Source organism: Paraburkholderia ferrariae NBRC 106233 (genome assembly GCF_000685035.1).
Taxonomy (GTDB): Bacteria; Pseudomonadota; Gammaproteobacteria; order Burkholderiales; family Burkholderiaceae; genus Paraburkholderia; species Paraburkholderia ferrariae.
This window is the reverse complement of record NZ_BAYB01000019.1, coordinates 1-15,852: the sequence shown is the minus strand read 5'-3', so window position 1 is coordinate 15,852 and position 15,852 is coordinate 1. Positions and strand designations below refer to the sequence as shown.

Genomic DNA, 15,852 nt, shown 5'->3' with positions numbered 1-15,852 from the left:
GGGAGGACACTCATGCGTATCATCTTGACTCGTCACGGACTGGTAGAGGGTATAGATCCACCGAGGTTCCGCGGACGCGCCCAACTTGCGCTGACCGCGTTGGGGCAGCGTCAGGCGCAGGCGCTGGCCAGTGCGGTCAGCGCGCGGTATGCGCCGACGATCATTTACACGAGTCCGCGTCAGCGGTGCCGGGACACGGGTAACGCGATAGCCTCGACCTGCTCGGTGGAATCACGCGTGGAACACGGTCTCGATGACCTCGATTATGGTGAGTGGCAATGGAAGACCTACGATGTCGCGCGTGCGCAGTTTCCGGCTCAGTTTGCGCTGTGGAAGTCCGCGCCGCAATGGATGCGATTTCCCGGTGGGGAATCATTGCAGGTGCTGGCATCGCGCACCGCCGACGTCATCAGGGGACTGGTTGAATCGCATGCGCGGGAGACGGTGGTGCTCGTCGCGCACGACAGCGTCAACCGGGTGATCCTCACGCAGGCGCTCGAACTCCCGTTGTCGGCCTACTGGCGACTGGAGCAGGCCCCTTGTTGCATCAATGTGCTTGATCTTCGCGAAGACGGCAGGGTGTGTGTCCATCAGATTAACGAAACTGCGCATCTGGAAGGGGTGTCGTGACCGGTGGTCGTTCCGGCTTGCGCAAAGTAGGGAGCTGACCGGCCGACGCTGACTGGAAGCAAAGCTTGTTGCACCGCACATTGCGTTCGGTTAGACTTTTTCAAACGGAGATGGCATACCTCCGATAAACGCTGGCTACGCCAGCTGATGATGCCTGCTAAATCCTGGGATAGGGAAGATGCAGGCATTGTTTCCTGCGGCATTCTGCCGCCCCAGGTTTGAGTTCATCAGACCTGTTATCAATGAAAGTTCTGACTCTTTTGGCCGTCGCGCGTGACTGCGTCTGTGCGTTGCGTGCGTTTGTTCGGCGCCGGCCCGCATCGGTTTCTGCCGAAGCCGTACAGGGGCGACAGTTGTGTTCGCAACGACGTCGAAATTCCTTGTTGTCGTTGTCATGCTGCCGGGGATCGCAGCACGAGGCGCAGCCACAGGTGACCCGAATCTCGCGTAATGAAAGGGAAGAATGCCGGGAGTGGGAGCGAGGCGGGGCTGGAAAAGGTGGGGCTCGCAAAGCGCCAGCCGGGCGAGCCCCGTGTAGCGAAACCGTATGGCAAGAGGGGGTGTTTCGCTACGAAATCAGTATAACTAACTAAATATGGATCGTGCAACATCGAATTCGATCAGAAGCGAGTGGCGAATGTCAGACCGACGTTCGTGGCTTCGCTCGATCCGCGGTTGCTGGTTATGGGCATGAATCGTTGACAGATGGGGATGCGTTGATGCGAACAGATATGTGGAGAAGGTTGTGGCCCTGCAGTGCGGCGGCACTGCTTGTGAGTCTGTCTGGCTGCAAGATGGACGTACTCGATCCGATGGGCAGCGTGGGCATGGCTGAAAAGACACTGATCGCGACGTCCACGTGGGCGATGCTCATCGTGGTCGTGCCGGTGATCATTCTGACGCTCGCATTTGCTTACTACTACCGTGAAGCGAATCGCACGTCGACCTACGCGCCGGAATGGTCGCACTCGACCACGATCGAAGTCGTCGTCTGGACGATTCCGACGTTGATCATCCTGTTCCTCGGCGTGCTCACCTGGAAGACCACGCACGAGCTCGATCCGTACAAGCCGCTGCAGTCGGACGTGAAGCCGATCAAGGTCGAAGTCGTTGCGCTCGACTGGAAGTGGCTGTTCATTTATCCGGATCTCGGCATCGCGACGGTGAACCAGTTGGCGGTGCCGGTCGGTACGCCGGTCAATTTCCTCATCACGTCGGACTCGGTGATGAACTCGTTCTTCATCCCGCAGCTCGGCACCCAGGTCTACGCGATGGCGGGCATGCAGACCCAGGTGCACCTGATCGCCGACGAGGCGGGCAACTATGCCGGCGAATCGGCGAACTTCAGCGGCGACGGCTTTTCGGACATGAAGTTCCGCGCGCTCGCGAAGAGCCGGGCCGACTTCAACGCATGGGTCGCGCAGGTGAGGGCGGCGCAGCAGCAGCTCAGCATGGACCAGTACGCGAGCGTCGCGAAGCCGGGCGAGAAGGTGCCGGTGCAGTACTTCTCGCCGGTCGATCCGAAGCTGTTTCACAACATCATTGCGAAGTACAACAACGGCCAGGTTCTGGAACCCCAGGGCGCCGTCTGCGGTACGGGTACGAAGGGGTAGGCACAGCATGTTCGGCAAACTGACATTAGACGCGATTCCATACCACGAGCCGATCATCGTGGTGGCGGGCGCAGGCATGGTCTTCGTCGCGCTCGCCGTGCTGGGCGCGATCACGTATTTCGGCAAGTGGAAGTACCTGTGGACCGGGTGGCTCACGAGCGTGGACCACAAGCGGCTCGGCGTAATGTACATCGTCGTCGCGCTCATCATGCTGCTGCGCGGCTTCGCCGACGCGATCATGATGCGCACGCAACAGGCGCTCGCGTTCAACGCGCCGGGCTACCTGCCGCCGCATCACTACGACCAGATCTTCACCGCGCACGGCACGATCATGATTTTCTTCATGGCGATGGCGTTCATGGTGGGCCTGATGAACATCGTCGTGCCGCTGCAGATCGGCGCGCGCGACGTCGCGTTTCCGATGCTCAACTCGCTGTCGTTCTGGATGACGGCGATCAGCGCGATCCTGGTCAACATCTCGCTCGTGGTCGGCGAATTCGCGAAGACCGGCTGGCTCGCGTATCCGCCACTCTCCGAATTGCAGTTCAGTCCGGGCGTGGGGGTCGACTACTACATCTGGGCGGTTCAGCTATCCGGCGTCGGCACGCTGCTGACGGGCGTGAACTTCTTCGTCACGATCGTCAAGATGCGCGCACCCGGCATGACGATGATGAAGATGCCGGTGTTCACGTGGACGGCGCTCTGCACGAACGTGCTGATCATGGCGTCGTTCCCGATCCTGACCGTCACGCTCGCGCTGCTCGGCCTCGACCGTTACCTCGGCATGCACTTCTTCACGAACGATGCAGGCGGCAACCAGATGCTGTACCTGAACCTGATCTGGGCGTGGGGGCACCCCGAGGTGTACATCCTCGTGCTGCCCGCGTTCGGCGTGTTCTCGGAAGTCGTCGCGACGTTCGCGAAGAAGCCGCTGTTCGGCTACAAGGCGATGGTCTATGCGACCTGCGCGATCACGGTGCTCGCGTTCGTCGTGTGGCTGCACCACTTCTTCACGATGGGTTCGGGCGCTAACGTCAACGCGTTCTTCGGCATCATGACCATGATCATTTCGATCCCGACGGGCGTGAAGATCTTCAACTGGCTGTTCACGATCTACCGCGGTCGTGTCGAAATGAGCACGTCGATCCTGTGGACGATCGGCTTCATGGTCACGTTCACGATCGGCGGCATGACCGGCGTGATGATGGCGATCCCGGGCGCGGACTTCGTGCTGCACAACTCGCTCTTTCTGATCGCTCACTTCCACAACGTGATCATCGGCGGCGTGCTGTTCGGCTACCTCGCGGGCTTCAACTACTGGTTCCCGAAGGCCTTCGGCTTCAAGCTGAACGAGAATCTCGGCAAGCGCGCATTCTGGTTCTGGCTCGTCGGCTTCTATGTCGCGTTCGTGCCGCTATACGTGCTCGGCTTCATGGGCGTTACCCGCCGTCTGAACCACTACGACAACCCGGCATGGCATCCATGGATGCTCGTCGCGTTCTGTGGCGCCGTGCTCGTCGCGATCGGCATCGCACACCAGCTGCTGCAGTTGTACGTTTCGGTTCGCGACCGCAACCTTCTGGAGAACCGCGACCTGACGGGCGACGCCTGGGGCGGCCGCACGCTGGAATGGGCGATCTCGTCACCGCCGCCGGTCTATAACTTCGCGGTGATCCCGCACGTCAGCGAGCTGGACGAGTTCACGAATATGAAGAAAACCGGCCGCGAGACCGTGGACGTCGCGAACACGAAGTACAGCGATATCCATATGCCGTCAAATACCAGCACTGGTTTCCTGATCGGGATGTTCAGCCTCGTGCTCGGCTTCGCGGCGATCTGGTACATCTGGTGGCTGGCAGCGGCCGGCCTGATCGGCGTGATGGCGACGGTGATCACCTACAGCTTTCGCCGCAACGACGGCTACTACATCCCGGCTGCCAAGGTCCGGGCCGATGAAGAGATGCGCAGCCGCGCGCTCGTCAGGGCGTTCGAGGAACGGCAGCGCCGCGACGGGAAACGTCAAGAAGCACTGGAGGCTAACTGATGTCGCAGAGAACCAATATGGCCACGACGGCGGATCACGATCATGCGCCGTCGCACTCGGTGTTCGGCTTCTGGCTGTATCTGATGACGGACTGCATCATCTTCGCGTCGCTGTTCGCAGTGTTCGCGGTGATGCAGAACCAGTTCGCAGGCGGCCCCACCGGCAAGGATCTGTTCGACATTCCGGGCGTCGCGATGGAAACCGCGGTGCTGCTGCTGTCGAGTATCACGTACGGCTTCGCGATGGTCGCCGCGCACAGCAAGCGCAATGCGCAGGTGCTCGTGTGGCTCGCGATCACGTTCGTGCTCGGCGCGACGTTCCTGTACTTCGAACTGCACGAGTTCGCCCACCTGATCGCCGAAGGCGCGGGCCCGGACCGTAGCGCGTTCCTGTCGGCGTTCTTCACGCTGGTCGCCACGCATGGTTTGCACGTGACGCTCGGCATGGTGTGGATGATCGTGCTGATGGTGCAGGTCGCGAAGGCGAAGGACGGACTGGGCGAGCGCGAACTGCGCCGCCTGACGTGCCTCTCTCTTTTCTGGCACTTTCTGGACATCGTCTGGATCTGCGTGTTTTCCTTTGTCTACCTCGCGAGCGTGATCTGAAATGGCCCAATCGCATTCCATTCACGAAGAAGAAGCCCGCGGCACCGTCGGCAGTTATCTGGTCGGTTTCGTGCTGGCGGTGGTGCTGACGGCCGCATCGTTCTGGCTCGTGCTGCACGGCGGGTTCTCGCGGGAAACCGCCGTGCCCGGCCTCGCGGTGCTGGCTGCGGTGCAGATCGTGGTGCACCTCGTGTTCTTCCTGCATCTCAACGGCTCGTCGGGCCAGCGCTGGAACGTCACGGCATTCGCGTTCACGGTGCTGACGGTCACCATCGTGATCGGCGGAACGTTGTGGGTCATGCATAACGTCACGATGAACATGATGTCCCGGTAGGATATATCGGGCAGATACCCCCGCCATGCCGGGTTTCGCGCGCGTGCGGGCGAAGGAGGGCGCGAAACATAACGTGCGCCTGCACGTTGTATGTCCGGGCTTCGTGCGCACGCCGCGCGTCGACAGGCGGATTCCGGAACAGGCGAAGGAAGCCGGCATCCGTGACGGATGGTTCATGCAATAAACGAAGCAGCTGCCGCGGGCAGGACAGGGCACCGTGGTGGCGCGTCTGATCGTCGATAAATGGAGGCATTTCAGGTGGCAGCACAGCAGATCGATTTTCTTCTCATCGGCGGGGGGCTGGCGAGCGCCAAGGCGGCCGAGACCCTTCGGCGCGAGGGCGCCGAAGGGGGCATTCTGATTGTTTCGTCTGAACCGGACTTGCCGTATCACCGGCCGAGCCTGTCAAAGCGCTACCTGCTCGGGCAGGCGGGACCGTCGCAGATCCTCGTGCATCCCGAGCAGTTTTACAGCGACCAGGGGATCGGATTTGCCGTTGACACACGGATCGTTTCAGTCGATCCAGTGGCCAGGTGCGCAGAGACTGAAACCGGCGACCGGCTGCATTTTGAGCAGCTTCTGCTGGCGCCCGGTGCGAAACCACGCCGGCTTGCGGTGGACGGCGCAGATCTGGCGGGTATCCACACGCTGCGATCCAGGGCGGACTGCGACGCCATCCGCAAGGGGATGGCCACCGCCCGGAGTGCCGTCATAGTGGGCGGCAGCTTCCTGGGTATGGAGGTTGCAATGTCCTTGCGCGAAGCCGGACTCGCGGTGTCAGTGGTCGAGGGCGATGGTTCCCTGCTCCGGCATCTCGAATCAGCGGCGCTATCTGATTTTTTCAGGGAGTATGCGCAGTCTGGCGGAGTGGCCATACATCTCAGCGATCCAGTCGTCGGCTTTAGCGGCAATCGCGAGGTAGAGGCAGTCGAACTGGCGTCCGGTGCCAGTCTGCCTTGCGACCTCGTGGTCACGTGTGTCGGCGTCGAGCCCGCGACGGAATTTTTGGCGGGCAGCGGCATCGCGCTGGAGGCCGGTCGCATTGTCGTCGACGAACTGCTGCGCACCAGCGCTGCCGGCATCTTTGCCGCCGGCGACGCAGTGTCTTTCTACGATCCGGTGTTTCTGAGGCGGCGGCATATCGAGCATTGGGATAACGCCATCCGGCAGGGAAGGCTGGCTGCATTGAACATGCTCGGGCGTCGTCGTCGCTATGACGAAGTGTCCTACTTTTTCTGCGAGGTAGGAGGCATCGGCTTTAATGTGCTCGGTGATACGGTGGGCGTTGACGAGCACATCGCGCGTGGCTCGCTCGAAGCGCATTCCTATACGCAGTTCTATCTGCGCGACGACGTGCCGCGTGCCGTCTTCTCGTTTGGTCGACCGCCGACCGAAATCCGCCAGGCCGAGGGATTGATCCGGTATCGCGTGAACGTGTCGGTAGAGAAGGCGGTGCTGAGCGACTCCGGATCCGGACTGGATGAGCTGGCAACGCAAAACGTGCTAATTCTTCAGGGCGGAGGCGCACTGGGGGCGTTCGAGTGTGGCGTCGTCAAGGCGCTCGACGAGCATGGCATCGTGCCGGACGTCGTGGCCGGTATCTCGATAGGCGCGCTCAACGGCGCGATCATCGCGGGAAATCCCGACAACGCGGTGGGAGCCCTCGAGGCGTTCTGGTCCGAGCTGCAGATCTGCTCGCCAGGGATGCTGCCCGAACATCTGCAGCGGGCGATGTCGGCCATGCAGGTATTGCAGTTTGGTGTCCCGCGGTTCTTCAGGCCGCGCTGGATACCTTCGCTCGACGAACCATGGACGATGCCGTGGGAATGGACGGGTTTTTACGACACCTCCCCCATGAAGCAGTTGCTGTCCGGGTATGTGGACTTCTCGAAGCTGAAATCGAGCCCGATCCGGCTCATCGTGGGAGCGGTCAATGTCCTGACCGCGGAGCTGGAGGTGTTTGACAGCTACGTGGACGACCTGACGCCGGAACATATTCTCGCAAGCGGCAGTCTTCCCCCCGGCTTTTCATGGACCTTCGTTGACGGCAAGCCGTATTGGGACGGCGGCGTAGTCAGCAACTCTCCTCTCGACCTGGTGATCGATCGTTGCGGACCCGATGGCAAGCAGGTCTACATTGTCGATCTCTTTTCCGGAGAGCGCGCCCTTCCGACGAACATGATGGAAATCATGGCGCGCCGCGATGAAATTGTTTATTCGGAGCGCGTGCGCAGCGATCTTCGCACCCGCGAGATGAAGGACGCGTACAGGAGCCTCGTCGCAAGCATCCTGAGCGAGGTAGATCCTGCGGTGCAGGACAAGATCAGGCAGCGTCCGCGCTATATCCAGCTGATGGGAGACGGTGCGCCCATGCGCGTGACGCGTTTCGTGCGCAAGGGACCAGAAGGCGAGCCATCGTCGCGGGACTACGATTTTTCGGACGTGGCGATTGAGTCGAACCTGCGCGATGGCTATCGTCTCGCTATGGATGTGTTGTCGGAACAGGAATCGCACTGGCAATCGCACACCGGTCGTCGATTGCTGTCTGATCACGATTTCAATGAAAAACCCGAAGCGGTGATGCGCTCGGTCAGGGAGAAAGCGGACCTCGATCCTGCTCGAACTGAAATGTTCTGTGACGGAGAAGAACAATGAGCGATGAGAGTGTCGATGCGCTGATGCAGTTCTACAGGATCAACGCGGGGTTGATGCAAAAAATGAGTGCGGTGCTGGACCGATCAGGAAGGCGCTGGTCCGAGGTTCAGCAGCAGAGGTTGGCCGCAGCGATTTCGGACACAGGTGCCGAACTGGAGGAACTGCTCGGGGCGACGGACGCCCCGGCATTCATGTCCATGCAGGCGCGAATTGTTCAGCGGCATTGGGAAGCGCGGCAGCAATGCATTCAGGAGGCACTGACGTCGGTTTCCCGGGATAACGGGCTGGCTGACGAGGTGGTGACTGCGATGAAGGACTGGCAGCGCAGCGTGATCGACCTCGTGGCCCATGCGGGTAGCCTTGGCCACGTCACCGTTCCGTGGATGACATATCTCGGCAGGCTCGAACGGAGTGTCAGGGAAAGCGGGGTTGATGCGGGCAAGCGTAGCTCCAGCAGCGGAACAAAGGCGTGACATCGGGTGTCCGCTGTTAGAAAGAAGTAGCGCGCAAGTCGCAGGATCGCAGCCGTTCGGGCGCGCGGGCCGTTTGCTGGCTGGCAGGAGAGGGGTGGGGTGCGTTGGGGTACGTGCGGAAGGAGAGGCGCCGCTGTTTCCCGGCGAAGCTGTGCCGGAAGTGCCGGCTCCAGCCAGTGCGAACTTTCGACGTACTGTCCAGCGGACTACCATGACACGCGCTTCAACTGGAAGACGATAGACCGAAAAAAAGCAAAAAACCCCGCTGCGACAAAGCTTTGCGGGGTTTTGCTGGACTGCGTTGTACGACTCTAAACAGCTTTATGGTGCCCAAGAGAGGACTCGAACCTCCACAGTGTTGCCACCGCCAGGACCTGAACCTGGTGCGTCTACCAATTCCGCCACCTGGGCAAGGTGTCGTTCGCTGCGCGTTGTATTGCGCAGCGAAGTCAGAAATTATAGCGTGCCTGTCTCGACTGTCAAGCGTTTCTTGAATAAAGTCCGGGCGGCGACTCCTTGCCGGCCACCGCCCCGAAGTGGTGACACCGCGAACTTGCCGCGGCGTCCCCATTCCACCGCCAGAAGATCCCCACGAGCGCGCGGCGAGCCGTGCCGCACAGGGCGCACAAGAGGGCACGCGCACGGCCCGATCTGCGTTAGCGGGGTGCGACACGGGTGTTAGAATGCCTCGCAGTATGTCCCTTCGCCGGGCGCCGCCTGGCAAGCTGTAAGAAGCACTCGAAGACCGGGGCGCCGTCCTGCATGTTTCGGGCGACGCGGCACATCCGATATCGACGCAACGAGAACAACCATCGACAAGCCCTTGAGCAAATATCCGTACCCGATTCCCAGCCGCGAAGAGATCCTCGGCGTGCTGCGGACCAGCGAAACGCCCTGCACCGCGAACGATATCGCCGAGGCGCTCGCCATCAAGCGCCAGGAGCGCGAAGGGTTCTTCAGGCGGCTCGCCGCGATGGAGCGCGACGGGCAGATCCGGCTCGATTCGCGCGGCCACTATCAGCTTGCGCATCCGTCGAGCTTCGTCGCGGGCCGCGTACAGGGCCACCGCGACGGCTATGGCTTCCTCGTGCGCGACGACGGCCAGGACGATCTGTTCCTGCCGCAGGGCGAAATGCAGAAGGTCATGCACAACGACCGCGTGCTCGCGCGCATCGTCGGCTACGACCGGCGCGGGCGTCCGGAAGGCCATATCGTCGAGGTCACCGACCGCGCCAACACGCGCGTGATCGGCCGTCTGCTCAATGAAAACGGCGCGCTCATCGTGGCGCCGGAAGACAAGCGCATCGGCCACGACATCCTGGTGACGCAGAACCCGAAGAAGGCCAAGGTCGGGCAGGTGGTGGTGGTCGAGCTCACCGATTTCCCGAGCCGCCATTCGCAGCCGCTCGGCCGCGTGGCCGAGGTGCTGGGTGATATCGACGATCCCGGCATGGAGATCGAGATCGCCGTGCGCAAGTACGGCGTGCCGCACGAGTTCAGCAAGGCCGCGCTCGACGAGGCCGCGAAGCTGCCCGACGCCGTGCGCCCCTCGGACATCCGCTACCGCGTGGATCTGCGCGACGTGCCGCTCGTGACGATCGACGGCGAAGATGCGCGCGACTTCGATGACGCGGTCTTTTGCGAGCCGATCCAGGTGGGCCGCGGCGACGGCTTCCGCCTGATCGTGGCGATCGCGGACGTGTCGCACTACGTGCTGCCCGGCAGCGGCCTCGACATCGACGCGATCGAGCGCAGCACCTCGGTGTACTTCCCGCGCCGCGTGATTCCGATGCTGCCGGAGAAGCTCTCGAACGGCCTCTGCTCGCTCAATCCGCACGTGGACCGCTGCGTGCTGGTGTGCGACATGGTCATCACCGCGCGCGGCGAGATCAAGGCGTACCAGTTCTATCCGGGCGTGATGCACTCGGCGGCGCGCCTCACCTATACCGAGGTCGCCGCGGTCCTGAAGAACACCAAGGGGCCCGAGGCCACGCGGCGCGCGGCGCTGCTGCCGCAGTTGCAGAACCTCTACGGCGTGTACAAGGCGCTCTTCGCCGCGCGCCAGAAGCGCGGTGCGATCGATTTCGACACGACCGAGACCTATATCGTCTGCAACGCGCAGGGCAAGATCGAGCAGATCGTGCCGCGTCAGCGCAACGACGCGCACAAGCTGATCGAAGAGTGCATGCTCGCGGCCAACGTGTGCGCCGCGGACTTCATGAAGCGCAACAAGCACCCGGGCCTCTATCGCGTGCATGCGGGCCCGAGCGCCGAAAAGCTCGAGAATCTGCGCACCTTCCTGCGCGGCATGGGCCTGACGCTCGGCGGCGGCGACACGCCCCACGCGAGCGACTACGCGGCGCTCATGGCGCATATCCGCGACCGGCCCGACGCGCAGATGCTGCAGACCATGCTGCTGCGCTCGATGCAGCAGGCCGTCTACAGCCCGGACAACATCGGCCACTTCGGCCTGGCGTACGAGGCCTACGCGCACTTCACGAGCCCGATCCGCCGCTATCCCGACCTGCTCACGCACCGCGCCATCTACGCGATCCTGCAGGGCAAGAAGTACCAGCCGGTCGCGCCTCATGGCGTCGAACTCAATACGGCGCTTTCGCCGCGCGCCCGCGCGCTGCAGGCCGAGGACGAGGAAAAGCGCGGCAAGCGCGCGCGCGGCGGCAATACGGCGATCTGGGAAGAGCTGGGGCTGCACTGCTCGGCCAACGAGCGCCGCGCGGACGAAGCGTCGCGCGACGTCGAGGCGTGGCTCAAGTGCTACTTCATGCGCGACAAGCTCGGCGAAGAGTATGGCGGCATGGTGAGCGGCGTGACGTCGTTCGGCATTTTCGTGCAGCTCGATTCGCTCTTCATCGAAGGTCTCGTGCACGTGACGGAACTGGGTTCCGACTACTTCCAGTACGACGAGATCAAGAACGAGCTGCGCGGCGAGCGCACCGGCATTCGCTACCGTCTCTCGGACCGCGTGCGCGTGCAGGTGAGCCGTGTCGATCTCGACGCGCGCAAGATCGATTTCCGTCTCGTGCGCGATACGCCGATCAAGCCGTCCGGCAACCGTCCGGCGGTCATGGACAAGGGTCCGGCCGAAGGCGGTGCGCGCGTGCGCGCGCTGCCGGCCGTGGAGGCGCCGCGCCGCAAGAAGGCCGCCCCCGCGCCGGGCGCGGCAGTGAAGGAAGCGCGCGCGGCGCGCGGTGCGGCGAAAACCGCGAAGAAGCGGCCCGCCTCCAAGTCGCCGGCGAAGAAGCCGGCTCCGCGCAAGAAGCGTTGAGGGCCGCAAGGCGCGGCGCGCGTTGCCCGCAGCATGCGGGGCGGCGTGCGCCGCGATGCCCGGTCCGCGCCCGCGGCCGGGGAAGTTTCAGTCGTTTGCGATGCACGCGGCAGGCTTTGCCTGCAACGCGTCGCGGACCGTTCATCAGGGGTTGTTCGAAGTCATGTCACGTCTCAAGGTTCTTTACGGATTTCATGCGGTGACCGCGCGCCTGCGGCACGACGCGTCCACGGTCGAGGATGTCTATTACGATCAGACGCGGCGCGACCGCCGCATGCAGGACTTCCTGCACGCCGCAAAGGACGCCGGCGTGCGCCTGATCGCCGCCGACGAAACGCGCCTGTGGGGGCTCGCCCACACGGAGCGCCACCAGGGTGTCGTCGCGCGCGTGCACGACCTGCCGCTCGCGCAGAACCTGGCCGAGCTGCTCGACGGCATTTCCGGTGCGCCGCTCCTGCTCGTGCTCGACGGCGTGACCGACCCGCATAACCTCGGCGCCTGCCTGCGCGTGGCCGATGCCGCAGGTGCGCATGCCGTGATCGCGCCGCGCGACCGCGCGGTGGGCCTGAATGCCACGGCCGCGAAAGTGGCGAGCGGCGCGGCCGACACGGTGCCCTATATCACCGTGACGAATCTGGCGCGCGCGCTACGCGAACTGAAGGACGCGGGCGTGTGGGTGGTCGGCACGGCCGGCGACGCCAGCGCCAACCTCTATCAAACCAAGCTCGACGGCCCGGTTGCGCTCGTGATGGGCGCCGAAGGCGAGGGCATGCGCCGCCTCACGCGCGAGACCTGCGACGAGGTCATGCACATTCCGATGGCGGGCACCGTGGAAAGCCTCAACGTTTCCGTGGCCTCCGGCGTGTGCCTCTTCGAAGCCGTGCGTCAGCGCGCCGTCGCGCGCTGAGGGACAGCCTTGGCGACGCGCCGCGAGGCTCGCATGACTCCGTTGCGCCTCGCGCCGCGCGCGGCCGCTCTCGCGTTGACGCTCGCGCTTGCCGCGTGCGCCAGCAGCACGATGGTCGATCGCGGCGCCTATGTCGCCGATACGCGCTATCACGCGCAGAGCGCCGACTCGCGCATCCGCTTTCTCGTGATGCACTACACGGAAATCGACGAAGCCGAGTCGATCAAGGTGCTCACGACCGAAGCGGTCAGCGCCCACTATCTCGTGCCCGCCGATCCGCCGCTTCAGAACGGCAAGCCCGTGGTCTGGCAACTGGTGCCGGAATCGCAGCGCGCCTGGCACGCGGGCGTGAGCGAGTGGCAGGGCACGACGGAGCTGAACGCAGCCTCGATCGGCATCGAGAACGTCAATGCGGGCCCGCGCGATACGCCGCAAGGCCGCGTCTGGGCGCCGTGGCCGCCCGCGCAGGTCGATGCGATCATCCGGCTCGCGAAGGACATCGTGACGCGCTACGGCATTCCGCCCACGCGCGTGGTGGCCCATAGCGACATCGCCCCGCAGCGCAAGACCGATCCGGGTCCGCTGTTCCCCTGGAAGCAGCTTTACGACGCGGGCGTGGGCGCATGGCCGGACGACGCGACGGTCAAGGCCGATCTGGCCGGCCGCGCGCCGGATTCGCCTGTGGACGTGCGCGGCCTGCAGATGAAGCTCGCGCGCTATGGCTACGACGTCGCGACCGATGGCGTGCTCGACGAGCGCACGCGCCGCGTCATTGCGGCCTTCCAGATGCACTTCCGTCCGCGCGACTATTCGGGCACGCCCGACGCGGAAACCGACGCGATCGCCGAGGCGCTCCTCGACAAGTACATGCCCGCCCAACCGGGCGAACCCGATATCACGCGCTGAGTTCCAGGGCCGTTCCGGCAGCGCCCGCGAGGGCCGCGCGGCCGACTCCGGTAAACTAGGCGTTTTCCCGGCTTTTTCTCTCATCAGGCTGTTTTCCCATGACTCAAGACGAACTCAAGCAACTGGTCGGCCAGGCCGCCGCCGACTATGTGAACGCGAACGTGCCCGAAGGCGCCGTGATCGGCGTCGGCACCGGCTCGACCGCGAACTGCTTCATCGACGCGCTCGCCGCCAGCAAGAGCCGTTACCGCGGCGCCGTGTCGAGCTCCGTGGCGACCACGGCGCGCCTGCAGTCGCATGGCTTCCGCATTTTCGACCTCAACGACATCGAATCGCTGCCCGTGTACGTGGACGGCGCCGACGAGATCGACGCGCAGGGCGCGATGATCAAGGGCGGCGGCGGGGCGCTCACGCGCGAGAAGATCGTGGCCTCGGTGTCCGACGTGTTCGTCTGCATTGCCGATGCGAGCAAGCGCGTCGACGTGCTCGGCCAGTTTCCGCTGCCCATCGAAGTCGTGCCGATGGCGCGCACGGCAATCGGCCGGCGCGTGAGCGCGCTGGGCGGCGTTCCTGTTCTGCGCGTGCAGAAGGACGGCTCGCCCTACATCACCGACAACGGCAACGAGATCCTCGACGTGAAGGGCCTGCGTATCAACGAGCCGCGCGCGTTCGAGGCGCTGGTCAACGCATGGCCCGGTGTCGTGACCGTGGGCCTCTTCGCGGAGCGCGGCGCCGACCTGTGCCTGCTGGGCGCCGCAACGGGCGTCGAGCGCATCGACTATCCGCAACGCTGATATCCTTCCGCTCCCGCTCGATGCGGCCCGCGCGCATGCCTTGCCGGCATGAAGGTGCGCGGCGCCGCCCGCTTCGGGCAGGCGTGCAACGCGTTCTGCCCGATCCCTCTTCCGCCTCCCGGGGCTACGTTGAAGACCGCACACAACAGGTGGGGTTGCCGTAGCATTGCGCAGATCATCTGAGCTATAACTTCATTGTCCGGCGACGCAAAGCCAACAGGCCAGACAGAGCGGACAGACAGCGGTGCCTCGCGCTTGTGCGCGATTAACCGGCCAGCGAACCTGAGGGGAGGTTCGAGGCGAGCCGGGCGAAGGGAGGAGATAACAATGAAACAGGATGGCTTCAGCGAGAATGCGCCCGACAAGAATACGTCGCAGTGCGTAGCAATACGCAAGGCAACGGTCGGCGCTCTTCAGGGTCCGGTTTTCGAACTCTGTCTTGGGGGACGCTCCGCATTGAACGATGCGGAGCGTGCCGTCACGCTTGCCGTCATGCTATTGCGCCGGAAAACAGGGGCTTTTGCGCGAAGCCGCAGGGCAAGCCGGCTGGCAGCCGGACGCACGCGTTCGCGCGCGGGAATCGTCCCGCGCGCAACCTTCAGCGCTGTTTCATCCCGCCTGGGCTCACTCTACCGTTTCCGCCTGGCGCAGGCGCGGCAGCAGCCGGTCGAACTCGCGCCGCACGAGGCCGTAGCATTCGCAGGCGCGGGCTTCGAGGCCCTCGCGGTCCAGCACGCGGATATGGCCGCGGCTGTGATGGATCAACCCTTCGTCGTGCAGCTTGCCCGCGGCTTCCGTGATGCCTTCGCGACGCACGCCGAGCATGTCGGCGATGAGCTGCTGCGTGACCGTGAGGTCGTTCGACGCCACGCGGTCCACTTCGATCAGGAGCCAGCGGCACAACTGCTTGTTGAGCGAGTGATGGCGGTTGCACGCGGCCGTCTGCGCCACCTGGGTGAGCAGGGCGTGCATGTAGAGCAGCATGAGCCGGCGCAGGAAATCCGAGCGGGCAAACTGCTGCTTGAGGCTTTGCGCGCTCATGCGATAGGCGAAGCCCGCGCACTGCACCTGGACGCGGTTGGGCATGGTCTCCCCGCCCGTGAGGACCGGCACGCCCGTCATGCCTTCGCGGCCCACGGCGGCAATTTCGACCGAGCTGCCGTCTTCCATCGTCGAGAGCATCGAGATGATGGCGGTGGTCGGAAAGTACACGTGATGAATGCGCTGGCCGGAATCGCAGAGCAGTTGTTCGGTGCGCAGATGGACGAGCTCGAGATGCGGTGCAAGCGCCTGCCATTCGTGCGACGGCAGCGCACCCAGCAAATGGTTGCCGTGCAGATCGGATTGAAGGGTCAACATGATTGGTCCTCGTGCGAGACCGCCAACGCAGCCTCGTTGTTCTTTCATTCCAGCAAGCGAATCCGTAGTTATGTGCCGCTTCCCGTTCGGCTATCCGTTCGTCTTGCCAGCCCCATAGTCCCGTGCGCGTTCGCCGTTTCGTTTCGGTCCAGGCGTTTTCGCTAGTGTGGCGTGATCTCTTTAGCAGGGTGTGTGCCAGCCTGGCCCAAAACTCTGTCAGGCGTATCGTTGCGGGCCGTATCGGGG

12 protein-coding genes, 1 tRNA gene, 1 pseudogene and 1 riboswitch are annotated in these 15,852 nt (G+C 63.7%); of the genes and pseudogenes, 12 read left to right on the top strand and 2 right to left on the bottom strand.

Going from position 1 to position 15,852, the window contains the following annotated elements; translation table 11 throughout:
• The first annotated feature begins 12 nt into the window (after positions 1 to 12).
• The 8 genes and pseudogenes from BFE01S_RS20495 (at position 13) to BFE01S_RS45900 (ending at position 8,354) form a co-directional block, all read left to right on the top strand.
• Complete coding sequence (locus BFE01S_RS20495) at positions 13 to 630, top strand: histidine phosphatase family protein (protein ID WP_028227110.1); 618 nt, start codon at positions 13 to 15, stop codon at positions 628 to 630.
• 97 nt (positions 631 to 727) lie between these two features.
• Positions 728 to 794: riboswitch (Fluoride riboswitch) on the top strand.
• Between the two features lie 555 nt (positions 795 to 1,349).
• The gene (cyoA, locus tag BFE01S_RS20490; RefSeq protein WP_042338086.1) at positions 1,350 to 2,243 is read left to right on the top strand and encodes a ubiquinol oxidase subunit II; all 894 of its coding nucleotides are present in this window, start codon (positions 1,350 to 1,352) and stop codon (positions 2,241 to 2,243) included.
• Positions 2,244 to 2,250: 7 nt separating this feature from the next.
• Positions 2,251 to 4,287, top strand: a complete 2,037-nt coding sequence (gene cyoB, locus BFE01S_RS39450) for a cytochrome o ubiquinol oxidase subunit I (protein ID WP_042338085.1) — start codon at positions 2,251 to 2,253, stop codon at positions 4,285 to 4,287.
• Positions 4,287 to 4,892 carry a cytochrome o ubiquinol oxidase subunit III gene (cyoC, locus tag BFE01S_RS20480; protein ID WP_028227108.1) on the top strand — a complete coding sequence of 202 codons (606 nt, stop codon included), beginning with the start codon at positions 4,287 to 4,289 and terminating at the stop codon, positions 4,890 to 4,892. The genes cyoB and cyoC overlap by 1 nt, the downstream gene beginning before the upstream one ends.
• Position 4,893: 1 nt before the next feature.
• The gene (cyoD, locus tag BFE01S_RS20475) at positions 4,894 to 5,226 is read left to right on the top strand and encodes a cytochrome o ubiquinol oxidase subunit IV (RefSeq protein WP_028227107.1); all 333 of its coding nucleotides are present in this window, start codon (positions 4,894 to 4,896) and stop codon (positions 5,224 to 5,226) included.
• 31 nt (positions 5,227 to 5,257) lie between these two features.
• Positions 5,258 to 5,392: pseudogene (locus BFE01S_RS44460) on the top strand (3-hydroxybutyrate dehydrogenase); the annotation flags it as partial.
• 92 nt (positions 5,393 to 5,484) lie between these two features.
• On the top strand, positions 5,485 to 7,881 hold the full coding sequence (locus BFE01S_RS39445; RefSeq protein WP_156967092.1) for an FAD-dependent oxidoreductase: 2,397 nt from the start codon (positions 5,485 to 5,487) through the stop codon (positions 7,879 to 7,881).
• A complete protein-coding gene (locus tag BFE01S_RS45900) occupies positions 7,878 to 8,354 on the top strand; it encodes a single stranded DNA-binding domain-containing protein (RefSeq protein WP_028227106.1) in 477 nt (158 codons plus the stop codon). The genes BFE01S_RS39445 and BFE01S_RS45900 overlap by 4 nt, the downstream gene beginning before the upstream one ends.
• Before the next feature lie 324 nt (positions 8,355 to 8,678).
• Here the strand turns inward: BFE01S_RS45900 and BFE01S_RS20450 are convergent.
• A tRNA-Leu gene (locus tag BFE01S_RS20450) sits at positions 8,679 to 8,765 on the bottom strand.
• 412 nt (positions 8,766 to 9,177) lie between these two features.
• Between BFE01S_RS20450 and rnr the strand changes: the two genes are divergently transcribed.
• The 4 genes from rnr to rpiA all read left to right on the top strand — a co-directional run bounded on the left by rnr (position 9,178) and on the right by rpiA (position 14,247).
• Positions 9,178 to 11,640: a ribonuclease R gene (gene rnr / locus BFE01S_RS20445; RefSeq protein WP_028227105.1), complete on the top strand. Its 2,463-nt coding sequence runs from the start codon at positions 9,178 to 9,180 to the stop codon at positions 11,638 to 11,640.
• Positions 11,641 to 11,803: 163 nt separating this feature from the next.
• Positions 11,804 to 12,547: a 23S rRNA (guanosine(2251)-2'-O)-methyltransferase RlmB gene (gene rlmB / locus BFE01S_RS20440; protein WP_028227104.1), complete on the top strand. Its 744-nt coding sequence runs from the start codon at positions 11,804 to 11,806 to the stop codon at positions 12,545 to 12,547.
• 33 nt (positions 12,548 to 12,580) lie between these two features.
• Positions 12,581 to 13,453, top strand: a complete 873-nt coding sequence (locus BFE01S_RS20435) for an N-acetylmuramoyl-L-alanine amidase (RefSeq protein ID WP_042338083.1) — start codon at positions 12,581 to 12,583, stop codon at positions 13,451 to 13,453.
• A gap of 98 nt (positions 13,454 to 13,551) precedes the next feature.
• On the top strand, positions 13,552 to 14,247 hold the full coding sequence (rpiA, locus tag BFE01S_RS20430; protein WP_028227102.1) for a ribose-5-phosphate isomerase RpiA: 696 nt from the start codon (positions 13,552 to 13,554) through the stop codon (positions 14,245 to 14,247).
• Between the two features lie 624 nt (positions 14,248 to 14,871).
• Here the strand turns inward: rpiA and BFE01S_RS20425 are convergent.
• The gene (locus BFE01S_RS20425) at positions 14,872 to 15,606 is read right to left on the bottom strand and encodes a Crp/Fnr family transcriptional regulator (RefSeq protein ID WP_028227101.1); all 735 of its coding nucleotides are present in this window, start codon (positions 15,604 to 15,606) and stop codon (positions 14,872 to 14,874) included.
• Positions 15,607 to 15,852 lie beyond the last annotated feature (246 nt).